22 protein-coding genes and 1 tRNA gene are annotated in these 20994 nt (G+C 65.4%); 13 read left to right on the top strand and 10 right to left on the bottom strand.

The window, feature by feature from the left end:
• Nucleotides 1-18: 18 nt before the first annotated feature.
• Nucleotides 19-666 carry a hypothetical protein gene (locus LGY53_RS08075; protein ID WP_225725994.1) on the bottom strand — a complete coding sequence of 216 codons (648 nt, stop codon included), beginning with the start codon at nucleotides 664-666 and terminating at the stop codon, nucleotides 19-21.
• A gap of 336 nt (nucleotides 667-1002) precedes the next feature.
• On the opposite strand from LGY53_RS08075, the gene LGY53_RS08070 reads away from it, so the two are divergent.
• Both LGY53_RS08070 and LGY53_RS44095 read left to right on the top strand, forming a co-directional pair.
• On the top strand, nucleotides 1003-2505 hold the full coding sequence (locus LGY53_RS08070; protein ID WP_225726277.1) for an APC family permease: 1503 nt from the start codon (nucleotides 1003-1005) through the stop codon (nucleotides 2503-2505).
• 64 nt (nucleotides 2506-2569) lie between these two features.
• A complete protein-coding gene (locus LGY53_RS44095; RefSeq protein ID WP_225725993.1) occupies nucleotides 2570-4270 on the top strand; it encodes a lipase family protein in 1701 nt (566 codons plus the stop codon).
• Nucleotides 4271-4379: 109 nt separating this feature from the next.
• Here the strand turns inward: LGY53_RS44095 and LGY53_RS08060 are convergent, their stop codons facing one another.
• A complete protein-coding gene (locus tag LGY53_RS08060; protein ID WP_225725992.1) occupies nucleotides 4380-4820 on the bottom strand; it encodes a hypothetical protein in 441 nt (146 codons plus the stop codon).
• 109 nt (nucleotides 4821-4929) lie between these two features.
• Here LGY53_RS08060 and LGY53_RS43500 point away from each other — a divergent pair, with 109 nt between their 5' ends.
• Both LGY53_RS43500 and LGY53_RS08055 read left to right on the top strand, forming a co-directional pair.
• Nucleotides 4930-5064: a hypothetical protein gene (locus LGY53_RS43500; RefSeq protein ID WP_255663677.1), complete on the top strand. Its 135-nt coding sequence runs from the start codon at nucleotides 4930-4932 to the stop codon at nucleotides 5062-5064.
• A gap of 121 nt (nucleotides 5065-5185) precedes the next feature.
• A tRNA-Gly gene (locus LGY53_RS08055) sits at nucleotides 5186-5256 on the top strand.
• 82 nt (nucleotides 5257-5338) lie between these two features.
• Here LGY53_RS08055 and LGY53_RS08050 read toward each other — a convergent pair.
• Both LGY53_RS08050 and LGY53_RS08045 read right to left on the bottom strand, forming a co-directional pair.
• Complete coding sequence (locus tag LGY53_RS08050) at nucleotides 5339-6514, bottom strand: FAD-dependent oxidoreductase (protein ID WP_225725991.1); 1176 nt, start codon at nucleotides 6512-6514, stop codon at nucleotides 5339-5341.
• The gene (locus LGY53_RS08045) at nucleotides 6511-7152 is read right to left on the bottom strand and encodes a TetR/AcrR family transcriptional regulator (protein WP_225725990.1); all 642 of its coding nucleotides are present in this window, start codon (nucleotides 7150-7152) and stop codon (nucleotides 6511-6513) included. The genes LGY53_RS08050 and LGY53_RS08045 overlap by 4 nt, the downstream gene beginning before the upstream one ends.
• Before the next feature lie 417 nt (nucleotides 7153-7569).
• Here LGY53_RS08045 and LGY53_RS08040 point away from each other — a divergent pair, with 417 nt between their 5' ends.
• Nucleotides 7570-8424, top strand: a complete 855-nt coding sequence (locus tag LGY53_RS08040; protein ID WP_225725989.1) for an SGNH/GDSL hydrolase family protein — start codon at nucleotides 7570-7572, stop codon at nucleotides 8422-8424.
• A gap of 3 nt (nucleotides 8425-8427) precedes the next feature.
• Here LGY53_RS08040 and LGY53_RS08035 read toward each other — a convergent pair whose 3' ends face one another.
• On the bottom strand, nucleotides 8428-9594 hold the full coding sequence (locus LGY53_RS08035; RefSeq protein ID WP_225725988.1) for an ROK family transcriptional regulator: 1167 nt from the start codon (nucleotides 9592-9594) through the stop codon (nucleotides 8428-8430).
• Nucleotides 9595-9721: 127 nt separating this feature from the next.
• On the opposite strand from LGY53_RS08035, the gene LGY53_RS08030 reads away from it, so the two are divergent.
• Genes LGY53_RS08030 through LGY53_RS08015 form a run of 4 tightly spaced genes read left to right on the top strand, consistent with a single transcriptional unit; the run spans nucleotide 9722 to nucleotide 12912 of the window.
• The gene (locus LGY53_RS08030) at nucleotides 9722-10768 is read left to right on the top strand and encodes a sugar ABC transporter substrate-binding protein (protein ID WP_225725987.1); all 1047 of its coding nucleotides are present in this window, start codon (nucleotides 9722-9724) and stop codon (nucleotides 10766-10768) included.
• Nucleotides 10765-11502 carry an ATP-binding cassette domain-containing protein gene (locus LGY53_RS08025; protein WP_225725986.1) on the top strand — a complete coding sequence of 246 codons (738 nt, stop codon included), beginning with the start codon at nucleotides 10765-10767 and terminating at the stop codon, nucleotides 11500-11502. Before LGY53_RS08030 ends, LGY53_RS08025 begins: the two co-directional genes overlap by 4 nt.
• 41 nt (nucleotides 11503-11543) lie before the next feature.
• Nucleotides 11544-12713, top strand: coding sequence for a sugar ABC transporter permease (locus tag LGY53_RS08020; protein WP_225725985.1), 1170 nt, complete (start codon nucleotides 11544-11546; stop codon nucleotides 12711-12713).
• 4 nt (nucleotides 12714-12717) lie between these two features.
• Nucleotides 12718-12912: a hypothetical protein gene (locus LGY53_RS08015; RefSeq protein ID WP_225725984.1), complete on the top strand. Its 195-nt coding sequence runs from the start codon at nucleotides 12718-12720 to the stop codon at nucleotides 12910-12912.
• Between the two features lie 19 nt (nucleotides 12913-12931).
• On the opposite strand, the gene LGY53_RS08010 is transcribed toward LGY53_RS08015, so the two are convergent.
• Nucleotides 12932-13282 (bottom strand): hypothetical protein, encoded by a 351-nt coding sequence (locus tag LGY53_RS08010; RefSeq protein WP_225725983.1) that lies wholly within the window; start codon nucleotides 13280-13282, stop codon nucleotides 12932-12934.
• 100 nt (nucleotides 13283-13382) lie between these two features.
• On the opposite strand from LGY53_RS08010, the gene LGY53_RS08005 reads away from it, so the two are divergent.
• A complete protein-coding gene (locus LGY53_RS08005) occupies nucleotides 13383-14822 on the top strand; it encodes an alpha/beta hydrolase (RefSeq protein WP_225725982.1) in 1440 nt (479 codons plus the stop codon).
• 6 nt (nucleotides 14823-14828) lie between these two features.
• On the opposite strand, the gene LGY53_RS08000 is transcribed toward LGY53_RS08005, so the two are convergent.
• The 3 genes from LGY53_RS08000 to LGY53_RS07990 all read right to left on the bottom strand — a co-directional run bounded on the left by LGY53_RS08000 (nucleotide 14829) and on the right by LGY53_RS07990 (nucleotide 17519).
• Nucleotides 14829-15518, bottom strand: a complete 690-nt coding sequence (locus LGY53_RS08000; protein ID WP_225725981.1) for a DUF899 family protein — start codon at nucleotides 15516-15518, stop codon at nucleotides 14829-14831.
• Between the two features lie 108 nt (nucleotides 15519-15626).
• Nucleotides 15627-17114 carry an alpha/beta fold hydrolase gene (locus tag LGY53_RS07995; RefSeq protein WP_225725980.1) on the bottom strand — a complete coding sequence of 496 codons (1488 nt, stop codon included), beginning with the start codon at nucleotides 17112-17114 and terminating at the stop codon, nucleotides 15627-15629.
• A gap of 228 nt (nucleotides 17115-17342) precedes the next feature.
• Nucleotides 17343-17519, bottom strand: coding sequence for a hypothetical protein (locus LGY53_RS07990; RefSeq protein ID WP_225725979.1), 177 nt, complete (start codon nucleotides 17517-17519; stop codon nucleotides 17343-17345).
• Nucleotides 17520-17645: 126 nt separating this feature from the next.
• On the opposite strand from LGY53_RS07990, the gene LGY53_RS07985 reads away from it, so the two are divergent.
• The 3 genes from LGY53_RS07985 (at nucleotide 17646) to LGY53_RS07975 (ending at nucleotide 19636) form a co-directional block, all read left to right on the top strand.
• Entirely contained in the window at nucleotides 17646-17975 is a 330-nt protein-coding gene (locus LGY53_RS07985; protein WP_225725978.1) for a helix-turn-helix transcriptional regulator, read from the top strand.
• Complete coding sequence (locus tag LGY53_RS07980) at nucleotides 17975-18628, top strand: cation transporter (RefSeq protein ID WP_225725977.1); 654 nt, start codon at nucleotides 17975-17977, stop codon at nucleotides 18626-18628. Before LGY53_RS07985 ends, LGY53_RS07980 begins: the two co-directional genes overlap by 1 nt.
• A 216-nt stretch (nucleotides 18629-18844) precedes the next feature.
• Nucleotides 18845-19636 (top strand): SAM-dependent methyltransferase, encoded by a 792-nt coding sequence (locus LGY53_RS07975; RefSeq protein WP_225725976.1) that lies wholly within the window; start codon nucleotides 18845-18847, stop codon nucleotides 19634-19636.
• Here LGY53_RS07975 and LGY53_RS07970 read toward each other — a convergent pair whose 3' ends face one another.
• Complete coding sequence (locus tag LGY53_RS07970; RefSeq protein ID WP_225725975.1) at nucleotides 19637-20755, bottom strand: class I SAM-dependent methyltransferase; 1119 nt, start codon at nucleotides 20753-20755, stop codon at nucleotides 19637-19639. It lies immediately after the preceding gene.
• Nucleotides 20756-20994: the final 239 nt, after the last annotated feature.

The raw sequence follows: 20994 nt of genomic DNA, 5'->3' as shown, positions 1-20994 counted from the left end.
TGCGGGCCGCAGCCCGGGTCAGGGTGAAGTGATCTTCGACGCCGGGGCGATCATGAATACGCCGTTCAATGAGAGCGCGTCGCCGTTGCTCAATAAATTCGACGGACAGTTCGGACCGACATTGGCGGCGGTCAGGTCACCGCTGCCACTCGGCCCGAAGGTGAAAGCGCCACTGGAATTGGAGAACTGACCACGCAGTGTCGCGGCGCCGCCCCCACGGCCGACGAAGTCGGCGGTACACCCGTCGCCGGCCTCCAGATGTCCGGTGATATTGGTGAGCGTAAGTGTCGTCAGGTCGGTGCCGTCGTAGGTCAGTGCGTTCCAGAAAGCGGGGGCGGTCGGCGATGCCGATAACGTGATGTTGTAAGAGGTGTTGTTATAGGCGACACAATTGATAAGAGTAAAGCCGGTGAAAGCGGCGATCTTATCGCCGGATTGGCCGGATCCGGATTTGGCGGTACCGCTACCGGTGAGCCCATCGCAGTCGACCTCGCGGCCCTTCGTGTCGTCGGAAAGCCAGATCGGTCCGGAGGAGTTGGCGGTGATGGAACCACCGGGGCTGACAGTCCAGGTGGCGTCGGCATGGGCTGTAGCGGTCGGCAAAAGTGCCGCCGCAACCACCACGGAGGCAATTCCGTATTTGCGATATTTACGAACGGTTATCACGCTTCTCGTCCCCTAGCCGAGTTATCGGAAAAAATCGAGCAGCATGATTCTAGACGCATTATCGACAGTTACCAGCGGGCAAGAATTTGCTATTTTCCATGGCTTGGTTCGTAGATTCTCTTTGCCGACGAGACGGCGATTCGAGTGCTCGCCGCGCCACGCGGGGTCATGGTACGGCCCGACCGGTGGGGTAACCCGAAGGATCGGAACGTTGTGGCGACCGTCATATAATTCGCGGCCGGTGGTAACGCGGTTTCATCTCCCGGCAACATTCCGGAACGCACAATCCCTCACAAGGTCGATACGGCCGAGGATGAGGAGTGGCGGATGGATCAGATGACGCGGCCGACGGAAGCGTCCGGAGACTCTGGGGCACATGGTGTTTCGCGGTTGAAGCCGAATGCGGTCGGCCTGCTCGGCGTGGTGTTCATGGCCGTGGCCACCGCGGCGCCGATCACCGCGATGACCGGCAACGTGCCGTTCATGGTCGATGCCGGTAGCGGAATCGGCACGCCCGCAGCATTTCTCATCGCGATGGTGGTGCTGGCCGTCTTCGCGGTCGGGTTCACCACGATGTCCAAGCACATCACCGCGACAGGCGCGTTCTACGGTTTCATCTCCTTCGGACTCGGGCGCAGCGCCGGTTTGGCGGCCGGACTGCTCGCGGCCTTCGCCTACATGGTGTTCGAACCATCGCTGGTGGGCATCTTCTCCAGCTTCGCCACCAATACGGTGACCGATCAGCTCGGTGTGCACGTGCCGTGGTGGGTATTCGCGGTAATCATGTTGGCGATCAACGCGCTCGGCACCTGGTTCGGCATCGACGTGGCGGAGAAGCTGCTGGTCGTCCTGCTCGGTACCGAGGTGACGGTGCTGGCGATCATGGCCGTCTCGGTGGCGCTGCATGGCGGTGGGCCCGACGGGTTCTCGCTGGCCCCGGTCAATCCGGTCAACGCCTTCCACGGCGCGTCCGCCGGGCTCGGGCTGTTCTTCGCGTTCTGGTCCTGGGTCGGCTTCGAATCAACGGCCATGTACGGCGAGGAATCCCGCGATCCGAAGCGAATCATCCCGCGCGCCACCATGATCGCGGTCCTCGGCGTCGGGGTGTTCTACGTCTTCGTCTCGTGGATGGCGATTTCCGGTAACGGACAGGGTGATTCGCTGTCGCTGGCCGCCTCCGCCAACCCGATGAACCTCTTCTTCAACCCCACCGAGCGCTATGTCGGCCACTGGGCCGTGATGATCATGCAGTGGTTGATGATCACCGGATCGTTGGCCTGCGGCATGGCATTTCACAATTGCGCGGCGCGCTACCTGTACGCGCTCGGCCGCGAGGGCGTGCTGCCGTCACTGCGGCGCACCATCGGGCGCACCCATCCCAGGCACGGCTCGCCGCATATCGCGGGCGTGGTCCAAACCGTCTGCGCCGCAGCACTTGTGCTGGCCTTCGGCCTCGCGGGCAAGGATCCCTACACCGGCATCTACACGCTGCTGGCGATCCTCGGCACCATGGCGATCCTGGTGGTGCAGGCGGTCTGCTCCTTCGCGGTACTGGCGTACTTCCGCAGCAACCACCCAGAGAGCCGGCACTGGTTCCGCACCCTGGTGGCGCCGCTCTTCGGCGGTATCGCCATGCTCGGCGTGGTCTGCCTGCTGATCTTCAACATGGACACCGCCGCGGGCGACGAGGCCGGCTCCCTGATCCTGAAGGCCAGCCCCTGGCTCGTCGCCGCGGTGGCGATCACCGGCTTCGCCTACGCGCAATATCTGAAACTGCGCGACCCGTCTCGCTACGCCCTACTCGGCCGCACCGTGCTGGAGGAAACACACGAACGCTGAGGTCTGATACGCCGCCGCGCTCTTCCACTGAATTCTCCGGTTCCGAAGGTATATTTCGGAACCGGTGCGGCACCGGCGTATTTGCTCGATTACCGGATTACCAGCGCTGCACGATCATCTGTTCGGGTACAACTCCTACAGAGCAGGCGGGCCGTTGAAACAGCTACGAAAAATCACGATCTCGATTGTGCTGGGTTATTCATTGACGCTGGGACAGGTCCCTGCCGTCGCGGACAGCCCTGCGTCCGGAAACCCCGAGCCGCCTACCTCCGCACCGGCCGCTCCACCCATTGCTGCCGACCCGGGGCCGACTCCTTTCCAGCGATGGATCGATGACCATATTCCCGCGCCATCGTCGGTCCTGCCCCAGACGGGTTCCGCCGCTACCCAACCCGGGGGGCAGCCGAATTCGGCTTCGCTGTGGAACGAGATCCAGTCCGCACCGGTCGGTGATCCCTTTTTCGACGTCGTGCCGACGAATCTCGCGCAGTACGCACCCGGCGATCTCATCGAATCACGAGACGTCACGTGGCCGGCGGTCCTGATGGCCCTGGGAACAGTGCTGGCACCCTTTCAGCGGGCGATCCAGATGAAATTCCGCAGCACGAATTCCTCCGGTGAGCCTTCCTTCGGGACCGCGACGCTACTGTTGCCGTTCACTCAATGGACGGGACCGGGAAATCGCCCGGTGCTGCTGAACGCACCGCCGATCAACGCACTCAATCACCGCTGCACTCCCGGCTACATCCTCTCCCATGGCTACGACCTCACCTCCGGCACCGGCAACGATTTCGTCCCATCGCCGACCATGTGGGCTGTGAGCCAGAACTACGCGGTTGTGATCCCGGATCATGAGGGGCCTTTGATGTCCTACGCCGAGCCGACCGTGGCCGGCCACATAATGCTCGACACCGTGCGCGCGGTTCGCCATCTGATGCCGGATCAGTTCGGCGAGAGCCGTTTCGCCATGACCGGCTATTCCGGCGGTGCCATCGCCAGCTACGGCGCCGCGATGCTGTCCGGCGAATACGCCCCGGAATTGACCCCTTACCTGGCCGGAGCCGCAATGGGCGGCCTGCCCACCGACTATGAATCCTTCGCCAAGACCTTCGACGGCACGTACGCATCCGGACTCATGCTCGTCGTCACCCTCGCGCTGGCCCGGGAACATCCCGAAATTCTCGATCGTATGAATCATCTGGCGCAGTGGGCGGCGATTTCGCCACTCAAAGAGGTATGCAGCTCCACCATGGCCGATATCGGCGTGTTCGTACCGTACGAGGCCTTGGCAAATGTCCAAGACCCGCTGCACACCGAATTCGCGAACATGCTGTTCCGGCGATTGAGCCTGAAAGACAAGAAGGCAGGCATCCCGATATACATCTACAACGGCGTGCACGACCCCTGGATGCCCGTCGAGAAGGCCAAGGCACTTTACGCCGAACAGTGCGCTCTCGGAGTCCCCGCCACGAAGAACATCGTCGGCGGCGAACACATCCTCGGCTACTTCAACGGCTTCTTCGGAGCCACACATTGGCTGGGCGAGCGATTGTCCGGTGTTCCCGCACCCCATGCCTGTGAATTGCCGCCACCCCCGGACAGCACACCGCAGAATCCAGCGACCGACAGCGTTCCCCAATCCGAGGCCCGCTCCGCCGCCTCGGATACGGAGCCGGACCGCAAGCAGCCCGAGGGCGGCGACACCGCTCGAACACCGGCCGCTGATTCTTGGTCGAGTCGCCCTCATATCCCACCCGGTTGGTGAGACGACCAGCCACTCGAGCGATCACAGCATCGACTTTACGAGTCTCCGTTCGCAGCACCGGCTTTCGCTCGACGCCGCACACTCCAGGCGCGGTGTGCCGAGCAAACCATCATGAGACTGTGAGTGTTGCGTGCGCGTAGACGTCGTTGGTGCCGGTGATGCGCCCGTACGCGGTGAAGTGGTCGGTGCCGGTGGCGGTGGGCGTCAGGGTCACGGTGATGCTGGCGGTGGCTCCGGCGCCCAACGCCGGATTGCCGCAATAGATGAGCTTCGTGAGATTGCGTGGGGTGCAGCCTTTTCCGCCGACCGAGATGATCCGCTGCGCGGGGTACTGCGGATTCTCGATGCCCAGCGCCGCCGAGGTCGGCGCGGACGTGTTGTTGGTGACCGTCGCCACGACCGTGACCCGATCACCGACCGCGGCCGTGGCCGGGGTGACGGTCAACCCCACCGTGACCGGGTCCGTATCGGCCGCTGCGAAGGGCGCCGCCCATACCGCCAAAACCGTTCCAGCACATAACGTGACCACCATCTTTCGCCTGATACCCATTGCCGTCTCCTGACTTTCACCGATGGGTGGTGCCGCAGGAGTACCCACATGCGTCGGCGGAATATCGAGGTCAGCGCGAAACCCCGGCGCGCTGACCTCTGGCGGTGTGATGACCAGGGCTCCCATAACGGCCACAAGAGACGGCCGATATTCGTTCGCGTTGGACGAGCACGACGCGAAGGTGGACTTCATTACCGACGTCGAGGACTACGTGGCCTCGTTCGCCGAGCTCGGCTACGTCTGACCCTGAACATGGAGCAGAAGCAGTACCAGGCCGCAGAAGGGGCCTGGTACCAGCCACGACACCCAAGACTTGCACCGCATAGGACCTGGTCTGATAAGGTGGCGGACGCACCTTGGTGCAGGCCGATGTAGTTCAATGGTAGAACTTCTGCTTCCCAAGCAGACAGCGCGGGTTCGATTCCCGTCATCGGCTCAACTGGTTGAATTTTATTGTGCGTCAAGCCTTTCGTCATGAATCCCCGGTCGGTTCGTCCGTGGTTCCGAGCAGCTGGGTCCTATCGCGCCGAGACTCCAACGCTTCGGGAATGTAGGGCGGCGGTGGCTAGTTCGGCGGCGCGCACGGCGCTGTTGATCGCGATTTCGCCGCGCATGCCGGGGGCGGCGACCATATCGCCGGCCAGGTAGATGTTGTTGCCGCGGTCGATGGCGGGGCGGTCGCGCCAGGTTTGTCCCGGCAGGTCCAGGGCGCCGGTGCGGCCCTTGGCGCTGGCGGTGCGCTGGAAGGTGGCGCGCTGCTGCCAGCCGGGGAGGACGGTGTCGGCGAAGGCGGTCAGGCGGGCGTGCGCGTCGCGGCGGGATTCGCCGGCGCGGATCGGCATCTGGAGTTGGAACAGCGACTCACCGGGCGGGGCGATGGAATCGTCCTGCATGGTGTAGCACTCGTGGAATCCGCCGCTGTCCAGGTCGAAGACCAGGTTGCGGTCCCCGCGGCTGGATGTGACGGCGATATCGAGCAGCGCGGCGAAACCGGACGTCCAGGTGAGCGAATCGTCGCGGAGCAGCGCGCGGGCCGCCGGGAGATCGGTGGCGACGATCACCGGGCCCTCGGTGGGCAATTCGCTTACCCGAGAACCGGTTTCGATGACGACGCCGAGTTCGGTCGCGCGGGCCACCATCCGGTTCACCACGGTCTGCCAGCCGCCGCGGACGAATCTGACGGCGGGCACGTGGGCCCCGAACACCCGCTGGAACAGTTCCCACACGAATGCCGCGGATAAAGAGCCGGTGTCGGCGGAATACGTTGTCACGCTGATCCCGTTGGCCATTTGCTCGGCCGCGATCTCGCCCCACCGGGCCCCGGCCCAGGTCCGGAAATCGATGTCGACCGGTGCGGTGAGCCCGCGGCGCACCGACGCACGCAACATCCCGACCGGCGGGGCTTTGCGGAGGCGACCGCCGACGCGGAACCCCATCCGAGTCGCGGCGGCGGGCGACGGCCAGCCCAATCCGGCGACGAAACCGCGCCGCTTCAGCCACGTGTAGTGCGGACCGTCCGCGTAGAAGACATGCGCGCCTTCGTGCGCGACATACGTCCCCGCGATGGCGCGACCGCGCCCGCCGAGCACGTGATGCGCCTCGTGCACGGTCACCGATGCACCCGCCTCCGCACTGGCGATCGCGGCGGTGAGCCCGGCGAGGCCGCCGCCGATGACGGTGATGTGGTTGCTCATTTCGTGTCCTCTCCACATTGAGTTGTCACTCGATCGAGCCGGGCCGCGGCCAGTTCGGCCACGGACCGCAAATAACGTTGCGCGTCAATGGATGTGGGATGTTCGCCGCCGAAAATGTCACGGATGATCCAGAAGTGGGCGACCGCGCCGACGATCACCGCCGCGGCGGCGGCCCAGTCCTCGTCGCGCCGGTCCGGTCCCGCGAGTTCGACGAGCACCCGCATCGTCACCCCGTTGATGACGTCGTATTCCTGACGCCGGAAGACCTCGAGCACTCCGGGCCCGATTGTGTTGTCGCGTGTCAGGATTCGGGTGACGTCGCGATCGTGCTCCAGTCGCTGCAGCCCGATTTCGCACAGCGCCGTCAGCTTGTCGAGTGCGGACTGCCCGCCGAGATGATCGACGATCGAGAAGTCCGGATCGAGGAACCGCGCCCACTCGCCGCGGTCCACCAACCGCGCGCTCACCGCTTCGACCAGCAGCTCATCCTTGGAGCGGAAGTGGCGATACAGTGCGCCCGACCCGGCCGAGAGCCCCGCGGCCTGTTCGATCTGCGCGATAGTCGTTCCCGCATAACCCTTTTCGCCGAACAGGCGCAGCGCGGCCGTGATGATCCGCTCGCGTGACGTCGGAACCACACATCCTCCTGCAAGTAACTACTTACTTACATCGAAGGCCGTGGCGCGCTGAAGCGCAATGCGCCGAGGGTGTGTTTCGGCCCACTCGCGGACCGCGAGCGGGCAGGACGGTGCTCGATAAGGCCCATCGCCCCAACGGTTTTGCGCTCGATCGCGGGTCGGCCGCGCGGTGTCGTCCGACGCGGAGATCCCCAGTAGTCCCCAGTATTCGGGCGACACATCGGGCGCGATGGGTCGGCACACTGAAAACACTGCTGCCGAGAATTGTCGAGTACCCGACCCTTTCGATGACGCGCAATTCCGGCTCGGAGTCCGATAAGTGAATTCATGGAAAGCAGGGCTGGAATAATGGCGGAGCAATGCGAGACCCAGCGTCGTGAAATCAGGCCGCGAAGTCTGATGTGCGGCGCGGTAGCGGTGGCTGCCGCATTTACCACCGCGATGGGGACCGGGGCGACGGCGCACGCGCAGCCGGATGCGCAGGTGCACTATGTCGCACTCGGCGATTCTTATTCGGCCGGGGTCGGTGGCGACGGCATCTTTACCTGGGCGGGGCCGTGTGGGCGCACCGACAAGGCTTATCCGCAGCTGATCGCGAATCAGTTACGCGAACAGGGACAGCTCGGCTCCTTCGACTTCCCGGCCTGCGGTGGCGCCACCATCACGAACGCCGATGCCACGCTGGCGGTCGATCCGACGCAGCTCGCGGCGTTGCAGCCGGATACGTCGTACGTCACCATCACGATCGGCGGAAACGACGCGGGTTTCGCCGACGTCCTGATCAGCTGCACCACCTCCGATGATCAGGGCTGCGCGGATCGGCTGGACCGGGCCAAAGATTACGCGCGCAAAGAACTCTCCAATTCGGGTAACGCGAAGCTGCGCAAACTGTACGACAAGATCAAGGAGAAGTCGCCGCGGGCCACCGAGATCGTATTCGGCTATCCGAAACTGTTCGATCCGACTTCGGATTGCGACAGCGATGCGCTACTGAGCCCGAAGAAACGGCAGATGTTGAACGATGCCGCCGAACTCCTCAATCAGTTGGTCGCGGAAGCCGCGCAGGGGCACGCCACGTTCGTTCCGGTCGATCAGCGCTTCGAGAATCACCGGATCTGTTCGGCCGATCCGTGGATCTGGGGATATCTGTCCGGTGAAGGATATTCGGCTCAGGATATCCAATACGCGGGATTCCACCCGAATGCCGCAGGCTATCGGCACGGATATTTCGAAGCACTGAACGACGTGGTCAGCGAGCTCGGGCTGCGCTGAGCATCACGACCGGCGTTCGAAGAGACGGTCGCGGGCCACATCCAATGCGCGGGAGACCGCGCCCGACAGCACCCCGTCGGAACCGAGTGCGCTCGCGACCACCCGTGGCCGCAGCGGGCCGAGTTCGGATATCCGCGCGGCGATGGCCTCGCGCAGCGAATCCAGATTGTGGCCGATACCGCCGCCGAGCACGACCAATTCGGGATCCAGGATGGCGGCGACGGCGGTGATCAACGCACCGATGCGGCGACCCTCGGATTCGACGACGGCGCGGGCGCGCGGATCACCCGCCGCCGCGGCGGCGAAGACGTCCTCCGCGGAACCGGCGGGCAACCCCGCCAGCACCGCAGTATGCGCGACTCCGCTTGCGGCGGCGGCGGTTTCGGTCATACCGCGCTCGCGGGCGTCCAGCGGGGACGCGTCGACATCGGCCGCGGGGAGGAAGGAGACCTCGCCCGCCGCACCGGTGCTGCCGACATACAGTTCACCGTTGATCACGATGCCCATGCCGACGCCGGTGCCGATGGAGATGAGCACGAAGTTGCGGATGCCGACTCCCGCACCGAAAGTCAGCTCGCCGAGCGCGGCGAGGTTGATGTCGTTCTCGATGGCCGATTCCACCTCCAGCGCACCCCGCAACTGCTCGACCAGCCCGGCGCGACCCCAGCCGGGTAAGTTCGGCGCGTAATCCAGCCTGCCGGTGCTCGGATTCAATACGCCCGGACTGCCGATCACCGCGTAATCGACCGTCGCCCAATCTATTTCACACTCATCGGCCACCCGGTGCGCAAGGGTGCGTACCCGCCGCACCAGATCGGCGGACGAGCGCGCGGTGTTGCGGACATCGCGGCGACCGATGAATTCGCCGCGCAGATCCGCGATGGCGAGCCGAATCCAGTTCCGGCCGATATCGACTCCGGCGACGACACCCGCGCGCACATTCACGTCGTAGATGGCCGTCGTCGGCCCCGGCCGCCCGCTGAGCGAACCGACCAAGCACACCAGCCCCGCCTCCTCCAGACCCGAAAGCGCCGCGGAGACGGTCGGTTTCGACAGACCACAGGCCTTGGCCAGCTCGCCGCGGGAAGCGGGCCCGTTGACGCGCAGGTGGTCGAGCAGCAGCCGCTCGTTCATCGTGCGCAGCAGTTGCGGCTTACCGGCCTGGCTCATCGATTTTCGCCTCCTCAACCCCTGGACACCTCGAAGTTAGTAAACTACCTTTCTTACCAACGCTCAACCGAGCATGGTAAATCTCTCTCGGCACGGTGATCTCATGCGTCGAATTACGCTCAGCCTCGTGGCAATTGCCGCTCTCGTCCTGGCCGCGGGTTGCGGTACCGGCGACGGCAAATCGAACGGGGACAACCCGACCATCGCGCTACTGCTCCCGGAATCGAAGACCACCCGCTACGAGGCCTTCGACCGGCCGCTGTTCGAGGCGAAGGTCAAGCAGCTCTGCGACAAGTGCAGGGTGCTCTACTTCAACGCCGACCAGGACGCGGCAAAACAGCAGGGCCAGTTCGAATCCGCGCTCACCCAGGGCGCGAACGTCATCGTGCTGGACGCGGTGGACGCCGATTCGGTTGCGCCGCAGGTGAACAAGGCCAAACAGAAAAAGATCCCGGTACTCGCCTACGACCGGTTGATCGCCAAAACCGGCTACGACTACTACGTTTCGTTCGACAATGTGAAGGTCGGCAGGGTGCAGGGCGAGGCGCTGCTCGCCGAACTCGCCAAACGCGGTACCACCGACAAGGGCCAGATCATCGTGCTGAACGGCGCGCCGACCGATCCGAGTGCGGGCGATTACAAAACCGGCGCGCATCAGGCGCTGGACGGCAAGGTGAAGATCGGGCGCGAATTCGATACGCCGGACTGGTCTCCCGACAAAGCACAGCAGGAGACCGAACAGGCGATCACCGCGCTCGGCAAGGATCAGATCGTCGGCGTGTACTCGGCCAACGACGGCATGGCGGGCGGGGCGGTCGCCGCGCTGAAGCGGGCCGGATTCGCCACGCTGCCCCCGCTCACCGGCCAGGACGGTGAATTGGCCGCCGTACAAAGGATTTTGACCGGCGAGCAGACCATGACCATCTACCTCAACTACCGCGCCCAGGCCGAGAAATCGGCGGAGCTCGCCGTGGCGCTCGCCAAGGGCGAGCATCCCGCGGCGCCCGCGAAAACGAATAACGGCGCGGCGGACATCCCCTCGTTCCTGTTGGAGGCGATCGCGGTGAACAAGGCCAACGTCAAGGACACCATCGTGAAGGACGGCCTCTACACCGTCGCCGACATCTGCACGCCGGACGTCGCCGCCGCATGCCACGCGGCGGGGCTCGAATGAGTACCGCCACAACGATTCTGTCCGCGCGCGGCATCACCAAGCGATATGGCGCGGTGCAGGCGCTCGCGGGCGCGGACCTCGATGTGCGGGCCGGCGAGGTGGTCGCCTTGGTCGGCGATAACGGCGCGGGTAAATCCACTCTGGTGAAGGCGATTTCGGGCGCCATCGCGGCCGATGACGGCGTGCTCGTGTTCGCGGGCGCCGAGGTGCGCATCACCAAGCCGCAGGACGCCCAAGCGCTCGGCATCACAACGGTTTTCCAGGACCTGGCGCTGTGCGACAACCTGGATGTGGTCGCGAATCTCCATCTCGGCACGGAGACAAGGCATTTCAGTGTGTTGAACGAGATCGCGATGGAGCGCGCCGCCCGCGATCTGCTGGCCTCACTGGAGGTGAAGATCAAGGATGTGCGCACCCCCGTCTCGGCGCTCTCGGGCGGCCAGCGGCAGTCGGTGGCCATCGCCCGTGCGCTGCTCGGCAATCCAAAGATGGTGATCCTCGACGAGCCGACCGCCGCCCTCGGTGTCGAACAGACCGCACAGGTGCTCGCGCTGATCCGGCGGCTGCGCGAACGCGGTCTCGCGGTGCTGCTGATCTCGCACAATCTGGTCGACGTCCGCTCGGTCAGCGATCGGGTCGTCGTGCTGCGGCTCGGCCGCAACGCGGGCGAATTCGAGACCGCGCAAGCCACCCAGGAGCAGATCGTCGCCGCCATCACCGGAGCCTCGTCATGACCGAAGTTGCTATGAAAAGACCAGTGTGGCAAGGCAATCCGATGCGCGGACTGACCGATTCGGCCGTGGACCGGCTGCGCCGCGGCGAGGTGGGCTCGCTGCCGGTCGCGGTGGGGCTGGTGATCATCGCGATTGTCTTCCACCGGCTCAACGCGCATTTCCTCTCCCCCGAGAACCTGACCAACTTGGCCCTGCAGATGGCCGCCACCGGCACCATCGCGCTCGGCATCGTGCTGGTGCTGCTGCTCGGCGAAATCGACCTGTCCGCGGGCTCGGTCAGCGGTTTGACGGCCGTGGTGATGACGCAGCTATATGTGCATCACGGCTGGCATCCGCTGCTCGCGGTGTTGGCCGCGCTCGCCGTCGGCGCCGCGATCGGATCATTGCACGGCCTGATGCGAACGGCGCTGAGCATGCCGTCGTTCGTGGTGACGCTGGCCGGATTGATCGCGTGGCAGGGGCTCATGCTGTACCTGCTCGGCAAGGAAGGCACCGTCAACCTGCCCTTCGACCACGGTATCGCGAAGATCAGCGATACCTGGCTGGCACCGTGGCAGGCGTGGCTGCTGGTGCTCCTGCTCGCGGGTGGGCATTTGACGGCGGGACTGGTCACCAGACGGCAGCGGCTGCGCGCCGAACTGAATGTGCCTGCGGCAGGCTGGATCGCGGTGCGTTCGGGCGGGCTGGCGGTGCTGCTGGTGGCCACCGTCCTGGTGCTCGATTCCGATCGCGGTGTGCCCTTGACGCTGGTCGTCTTCGGCGGTTTGGTGGTGGCCGTCGATCTTGTGTTGCGGCGCACCGTATTCGGGCGGCGCGCCTACGCCGTCGGCGGCAATGCCGAGGCGGCGCGCCGGGCCGGGATGAACGTCGACCGGGTGCGGATCGCGGCATTCATCGGATGTTCCGTGCTGGCCACGGTCGGCGGTCTGCTCGCGGCGTCGAGACTCGTTGCGGTGAACCAGAGTTCGGGCGGCAGCGATATCCTGCTCAACGCCATCGCGGCCGCGGTGATCGGCGGCACCAGCCTTTTCGGCGGACGCGGGCGCGCCTATGCCGCGCTGCTGGGCATCCTCGTCATCCAATCGATTACGAATGGCATGCTGCTGCTCAACGTTGATTCATCAATACGGTTCATGGTCACCGGCACGGTCCTCGCCGTATCGGTTGCCATCGACTCGGTGGCGCGGCGGGGAGCAGAAGGGACCCGGTGATGACATGGAGCCGCATCAATGCCATGTCCACCTCAGCGTCGAGGACGGTTTGACGTTCGACTACCGCGCGGAACCGCGGGCGGCCTACCTGTTCGCGCGGGATGTCGGCGCGCTGCTCGGAGCGGAGGTGACCATCGACGACCAGGTGCACGACGGGCTGCCACCGCTGCCGTGCGCCTGCCTTTGGTCGTCGCGATAGCGCGGAATTACTTTCCGCGTCAATCGGTTTGGGTCCAGGCGGCAACCGGCAGCACCAGGTAGACACCGAAATTATCGAGATCGACGACCTCGGCGATGCGGTCGTGCAGCAGGTCGGTGCGTTCCTGCCGGTTGACGGCGCGGCTCTCGAAATACTTCGAGCGCACCTCGATAACCGCGTCCAGCTCGCTGCGGTCGTACGGGCCGAGCGCGCGGAAACGCAGCTCGACATCGCCGGGCTGCAGATCGCCGTCGTACGGCTCCTCCGGACACTCCACCGCGGTCGAAACGATATGCGGCAGTACGTCGGCCAGCCTGCGCAGCGTGGCATCGGGGACGTGGGGCGCGTAGGTCACCTCGACTAGGGGCATCAACCCAGACTAGTGGCGATCCGCGTAGCACCGGGGGTTGAGAACCGGATGGCACGACAGAGTGATGCGGGCGGGTTGCCGACCCACCGAGGATCGGCGTATGCACCTCCGTCGCACTATGTTCCAAGGCTTGCTCGCCGCGCTGTGCGTCTGCACGGCGGCCTGCGCGCCGACGGCTCGGCCCGCGCCGCAACTGTCCTGGGCGCCGTGTCCCGAAAAGTCCGAATTCGATTGCGCGACAGTGCAGGTGCCCATTGATTGGACGAAACCCGCTGGCCCGAAGACCGATTTCGCGATCGTGCGGCAGCGGGCCAAGGATCCGGCACACCGGGTCGGCACGCTGGTTTCACTGCCGGGTGGGCCCGGTGGGTCGGGCGTCGACGAAATCCTGCAGGGCGGCAAGTTTTCCGCGACGCTCGCGGACCGATTCGACATCATCAGCCTCGATCCGCGCGGTGTGCGGCGCAGCCATCCGGTTCAGTGCGATGCCGCACTGGCCGGATACCTGCCGAACCTGATGCCGGACCTCGGCGGACAGATCGGCGAAATCCATTCCTACGCGGCGGCTCTCGCGCAGAGCTGCCGAGCATTCACCGGGCCGCTGATCGATCACGTCGACGCGGCGAGCGTCGCGCGCGATGTCGACGCGCTGCGCGGCGCGCTCGGCGACGACCGGCTCACCATCTACAGCCGCTCCTACGGAACCATGTTGGCGCAGGCATATCTCGAACTGTTCCCGCGCCGGGTCCGCGCCATGGTGCTGGACAGCGTCGACGACCACAGCCTCGGCGGGCGCGATTTCCTCGATACCGAGGCACGCGCCGGGCAGGACACATTCGACGAATTCGCGGCCTGGTGCGCCAGGGACGCCGCCTGCGTTCTGTACGGCACCGATGTGCACCGCACCTTCGACGACCTGTACGCCAGAGCGTCCGGCGGCACCCTCCGAGATCCGCACTCACCCGATAAGCCTTTGACGCCAATGGATTTGAGCACAGCGACGATCAAACGCCTCTACCACCCCGATTGGTCGGCGCTCGCCGATGACCTGCGCGCGCTCACCGATCAGCCACCCGCGCAGCCGATCGCGTTCGCCGCCATGCCGACGCCGTCGGGGCAACCGGCGCCGATGCCCGGTGTGATCGCCTGTGCGGATTGGCAATTCGATATTCCCGAGCAGGCGGCCTGGCAGCGCCTGTGGGCCGAACAGACCACCAACGCGCCGACATTGCGCGCCCACTTCGCCTGGAACGCGGGCAGTATGTGCTCCGGCTGGCCGACCGCCGCACCGAATCCGCCGCACCGCCCGCACGTCGTGGACGGCCCGCCGGTGCTGATTCTGAGCTCGCGTCACGATCCGGCCACGCCACGCGAATGGGCCACTCAGGTCACCGCGCAGACCCCCGGCGCCACGCTGCTGATGTATGAGGGCTGGGGGCACGGTGTCTACGACCGCACCCCGTGCACCACCTCGGCCACCGACGACTACCTGATCTCCGGAGCCCGCCCGTCGAACACGAATTGTCCTGCAAAGCAATAGAACTGGTTATGCGTCCTTATCGCCGTAGTGTGCCGCGACATCTTCGGATGAACTCCACCGGCTATAGGTGGGCGACTGCGGCCAACCTTCGGGCGAGTCCTGCCATTCCTCCTGCCGTCCGTACGGCAGCAGGTCGATCAGCGCGAAGGAGTGGCTGAGTTGTTCGGTGCCGCGACCGTTGGTGTGCCAGGTGCGGTAAACGGTGTCGCCGTCGCGCAGGAATACGTTGACGGCGAATCCGCCGCCGGGCGGCGCACCGACGTCGGCGCCGAACGGGCTGTTCGCCGTGGAGTACCAGGCCATCTTGTTCCCGACCCGCCGCTTGTACGCGAGCGCCTCATCGATCGGCCCCTGGGTGACGATCACGAATCGGGCATCGTAGTTGTCCAGGAATTCGAGCCGGGTGAACTGCGAGGTGAACCCGGTACAGCCGCCGCACTGCCACTTCTCACCCGGAAACCACATGTGGTGGTAGGTGATCAGCTGCGGCTTACCGTCGAAGACATCGGCCAGCCGGACCGGCCCCTCCTCGCCCTCCAGGATGTAGTCGGGCATTTCGACCATCGGCAGGCGGCGCCGCTGGGCGGCTATCGCATCGAGTTCCCGGGTCGCGGCCTTCTCCCGGACCCGCAGCGCGTCGAGTTCACGCTGCCACGTATCGGCGTCGACAACAGGTGGAAGTGCCTTGGTGCTCATGAGTTCCTCTCATTGATCACGTTCACAGGGATCTGTGGATATAGACGCCATCCGCTCGTCGAACTCATCGGTGACCGAACACGACCCAGCATCGTTCCGTTTCCGTGGTCAGTCGGCGACCGGGGTCACCGCGATGGGTGGGATCGCGCTCAGGCAGGCGGTCGAGCCTGAGGCGCCGGTCCGGACGAATTCCGCGACGATTCCGGTGACGCAGCCGCTCGGCTCGAGATCCGGGACATGTCCGGTGTTGGGCACCGAAACGAAGGTCGCGTTCGCGAATCGGGCCGCCGCGCGCTTGCCGTTGGCGTCGGGCGTGACGGCGTCGAGATCGCCGGACAACACCAGTACCGGCACGTTCGGCAGTGGTTCGCGCATCTGGTCGGGGCGCTGATGGTTCTTCAGGCCCGGCCAGCGAATGCAGGAATCGCCGCCGTCACGCAGCGCGGCGCCGAAGCCTTCGGCGCTGAACGCACCCGACCCCGCGGGCGCGTTCGCCAGCGCCTGCCGGTACTGCTGTTCCCGCTGCGGCAGGTTCGCGTCCGGCGACCACAGCGTCGGATAGTCGTTACAGGTCACCGCCACATAGGAACCGATGTTCTCGTATGCGGGCTCATCCGTTGTCGCCCGGACGAATTCCGCGAGACCCCGGTCGTCGCCGCGCACCGCGCCGTGCAGCGCGGCGGGCAACATGCCAAGCGGCACAAGCTGTTCCGGATGCGCGCCGACATTGCTGGTCCCGGCCTCGAAGACCAGATTGCCGAGCTTGCCCTCGTCGAGCAGGACCGGTCCGTGGTCGGTGGCCACCGTGATCGGCCGGGTACGCACCCGCTGTGCCACCGCCGCGAGATCGGCCACCGCGGCATTGCCGTCGCAAGCCCTACTGCGTTCGCAGATCCGTTGCAGCGCAAGCGATACCGCTTCGGCATTCGCGGTCCCCAGCTGATTCATATCCGGCGAGTACGCACCCGTCAGCACGATGGACTGAACGTGGTCGGGATGACGTTGGGCGTAGACCGGCATCAGGTAGGTGCCGTAGGAGATGCCGTACAGCACTAATTTCGGGATGCCCAGCCGTTCCCGCACGGCATCGAAATCGTCGGCCGCGGCCGCCGAGGTGTAGCCCGCGGCACGCGAACCCAGTTGCGCACCACAGTGTTCCACGGCCGTCAGCTGCTGCTCCCTGGTGCCGAGCTGAAACCGCCGCGCATCGATGCCGCAATCGAGCGGACTCGAAACCCCGGTCCCGCGCGGATCGATCAGCAGCAGGTCGTGATCGGCGAGCAGGTGCTCCGATACGGCGACCGCCTCGGCCGCGTGCGCGATCATCGGCACCCCGGGACCGCCCGGGTTCGGGACGACCGTGCCCGCGCTCGGCACATCCTTGCCGTGCCGCACCAGCGCATACCCGATGTCGACCGTGCCGAGATCGGGCTGATCCGCGACCAAGGGGCGCTGTACCTGCCCACACTCGACGGTGTAGCCGGGCACTGCCGGACACCAGGTCAGCGCATCCGGTTTACCGCGAGGATCGCCGCATCCGGCGATCGACCCGCCGACGACCACCGCGGCCAGCGCCGCGCTCACCACAGTGCGCATTTCAGATTCCTCCGCTCGTCAACCATCGGATTTGCTGAAGGCGATCCTGCGCACCGCGAGTCAAAGGCCGAGCAAGCGAACGGCAAAGCCAGGTAAGAATTTCGCGGCGATACTGCGCCGAGTTGCCACCGGTGGCGGATGGTCGACGGGAAATGTTCGGAGCGTCCGGCAGATGAGGGCCGTGACCGGCGTCGCGGCCACGGCTCTCCAGCATCGAAACACGTTGCGTCACTGAATAATTGCCATGTTTGCTCGCCGCTCCGGCACCAGATGACGACGGCGGCTGGGCACCATCAGCGTCGGATGCATGATGCTCCAAGCCGTTGCGGCGCAGATCAATTCCTTCACGCGGGCACCGAGGCGACCGGTGATCACGACGGACGTCGGCTCGTCCGTGGGCGTCACCCGCGGCACGATGCCATCGCGACGGCCGAGGCTGACAGCCTTGAATCGTGATGCGCGTCACCACCATTCGATGCTGAAGGAAGTTCATCCTTTTCTGAATACAGATAAATCTGTACTATCTGCCGAATGGAGACACTGCGGCATTCGGATGCGCTGGCCCGATTCGGGCATGCGCTGTCGGATCCGACCCGCACGCAGATCCTGTTGAGCCTGCGATCGGGGCCGGGCTATCCGTCGGAGTTGGCCGAGCGGATCGGCGTATCGCGCCAGATTCTGTCGAATCATCTTGCGTGCCTGCGCGGTTGCGGATTGGTGGTGGCCGTTCCCGAGGGGCGGCGCAGTCGATACGAGCTCGCGGACGCCCGCATCGGACGGGCACTGCACGATCTGCTCGGCCTGGTGCTCGCGGTCGACCCGGCATGCTGTCCGGCTGCCGACGCCGACGGGTGCTGCTGATGCTCGAGATGCGCAGGCGAGCGGTGCTGGAGCGTCGGATTCGCCTGTTCGTCGCCGCCACGATCTCCTACAACGCGCTGGAGGCGATCGTCGCGCTGGCCGCGGGTGCGCAGGCGGGGTCGACCGCGCTGATCGGGTTCGGCTTGGATTCGGTGATCGAGGTGTCCTCGGCCGCGGCCATCGCCTGGCAGTTCGCCGGACGCGATCCACAGGCGCGGGAGCGGGTCGCGCTCCTGATCATCGCCTGCTCGTTCTTCGCGCTCGCGGCGTACGTCACCGTGGATTCGATTCGCGCACTGTCCGGCGCCGACGCCGCGCGACACGCGCCGGTGGGAATCGGGTTGGCCGCGGTCAGCCTCGTCGTGATGCCCGCGCTGTCGTGCGGGCAGCGGCGGACCGGTCGCGAACTCGGTTCGGCCTCCGCCGTCGCCGATTCGAAACAGACACTGTTGTGCACGTATCTCTCGGCGGTGCTGCTGGCCGGGCTGGCCTTGAACGGTCTTTTCGGTTGGACGTGGGCCGATCCGGTCGCCGCGCTCGTCATCGCCGGGCTCGCGGTGAAATCCGGCCGCGACGCGTGGCACGGTGACATATGTTGTCCGGCACCGGTTTCCGCCGAGCGAACCGGACAAAACCGTACATGTTGTGAATAACCAACTGGTCAGGCATCGCACCGAATTATTTCCGAACCTGCGGACGCAAATGCGCCGGGCGACATCGAGCAATATTCCGGATATCACCCAATAGTGCTGCGCCACTTATATTTACGTCATACCGATGGCATTGAAAAGGTTTCGTTCCCGCATTGCGCGACGCGTATCGCGCCGGACCGGTGGCTTGTAGGATCGAAGTCATATCGAGGAGGTACGGTGTCGAATAGTCGAGGTGCGCCCACGGGCGTCGAGACACGAAAGCCCAATTCGGCACGGGTGTACAACTACCTCCTGGGTGGAAAAGACAACTACGAGGTAGACCAATTGGTCGCCCAGCGGATGTTGGACGTCGCCCCCGATACCGGCACAGTCGCGCGGTTGAGTCGCCGTTTCCTGGTCCAAGCCGTGCGCATTGCCGCCGAGGCGGGCATACGGCAATTCGTCGACCTCGGCGCGGGCATCCCGGTCTCGCCCAATGTGCACGAGATCGCCCAGAAGATCGACGAATCGGCTCGGGTGGCATCCGTCGACCACGACCCGGTCGTGTACATGCACAGCACCGCGCTGCTTTCGGGCGTGCCCGGCGTTATCCCGATGCTGGCCGATATCCGGCGCACCGACGAACTCATCGACCGACTCCGGACCGAGGCGCTGATCGATTTCGACCGGCCGGTGGCGATTCTGCTGGTCGGCGTGCTGCACTTCGTCGTCGACAAGGCGCAGCCGCCCGCGATCATCGCCCGGCTGCGCACCGAACTCGCACCCGGCAGCTACCTCGCCTTCACCCACGGCTCCGACGAATCCGACCGGAGTTTCATGCTGCAGTCGCTGTCGGATACTGCGGGCAGCACCGCCCAGAGCGTGTACCGCTCCAGGGACGAGGTGCACGGCTTCTTCGACGGCTTCGAATTCCTCGGCCCCGGTTTGGTACCCATCCAGAAATGGCTGGACGACGGTCCGCCCAGAACCGGTCTGGTGATATTGGGCGGCATCTGCCGTAAACCGTAGTCACCCGGGCCTCAGCCGCCACAGCGAGGTGATCTCGGCGATCCTGGCCCGGTGCAGCGGGTCGGCCGCGTTGCGCGGCCGCCGATGCCGCGGGCGGATTTCCAGCCGGTCGACCACCCGCAGACCGGCGGCGGCGATTCGGTCCGGCAGTTCGCCGGGCGCGCGCAGGCCGAGGTGCTCGGCGAGGTCGGAGAGGATGAGCCAGCCTTCCCCGCCCGCCGCGAGATGATCGGTCAAACCGGCGAGGAAACCGTCGAGCATTTCCCCGTTCTCGTCGTAGACGCCCCGCTCGAGTATCGAGGTCGGCCGCTCGGGCAGCCAGGGCGGATTGCACACCACGAGATGCGCACGTCCTTCGGGATACAGTGTGGGACCGGTGATTTCGACGCGGTCAGCCAAGCCGAGCCGGTCGATATTGTCGCGGGCGCAGGCCAAGGCGCGAGAGCTGTTGTCGGTAGCGATGATTCGATCGAAACCCCGCCGCGCCAGCACCGCCGCCAGCACACCTGTTCCGGTACCGAGATCGAATGCGGTGCGCGGCAATCCATCCGACGCTTCCGGCAGCGGCGCCCGCGCGACCAGTTCGACGTATTCGCCACGGACCGGCGAGAATACGCCGTAGTGCGGATGGATGCGCGCACCGAGCGCCGGCACCTCGACACCTCTCATCCGCCACTGATGCGCCCCGAGCACGCCCAAAAGCTCGGTGAGCGAGACGGTTCGGCGTCCCGATGGCGGGCCGTACGCCTCCCGGCATGCCTGCCGCACATCGGGGGCCCGGCGCAGTTCCAGCGCGTAATCCTCGTCGAGGAGTACGACCAGGCGTCCGAGGATTCGCGCGCGGTCGCCGCGTAGCCGGCGATGCTGTTGGAAGGCGCCGCCGGCCCGCTGTTTCGATCTGCGGTCGACGCGGCGGCGCAGCGCGCTCAGCAGTTGCCTGCCGTTGTGGAAATCGCCGCGCCACAGCAGGGTCGCGCCATCGGCGGCCAGTTCGTATGCGGTGTCCGCCTTGATGCGGTCATCCACCACGACAATCCGAATTGGTTGCGGCGCACCACTTTCGGAATGTCGACGGGCTGATCGATCGGTATGTTCTTCGGTCCATCGAATCGTGGACATCGGGAGTACTCCTCGTAGGCAAACGCACAGGGCACGAAGAGCACTTCGAAGCGGAATCGGCGACTATCGGGTCGAAGTCAGCGCGGGGACGGATTCCGCGTCGAAGCGCGTGCACCGTCATCGCCCAAAACCATGCCGTAACCCACGACCTCACCTCTCCCGAATAGCCTGCGAAAACAGTCTAGCTATTGTTCGTCGGCGGAAATCAGCCTGTCTGCTCATTTCCGCATCAGGGTTGG

The sequence above is a fragment of the Nocardia sp. JCM 34519.1 genome, from assembly GCF_020361265.1.
Taxonomy (GTDB): Bacteria; Actinomycetota; Actinomycetes; order Mycobacteriales; family Mycobacteriaceae; genus Nocardia; species Nocardia arthritidis_A.
Note: the sequence above shows the minus strand (reverse complement) of the source record. Positions and strands in the feature narration are given on the sequence as shown.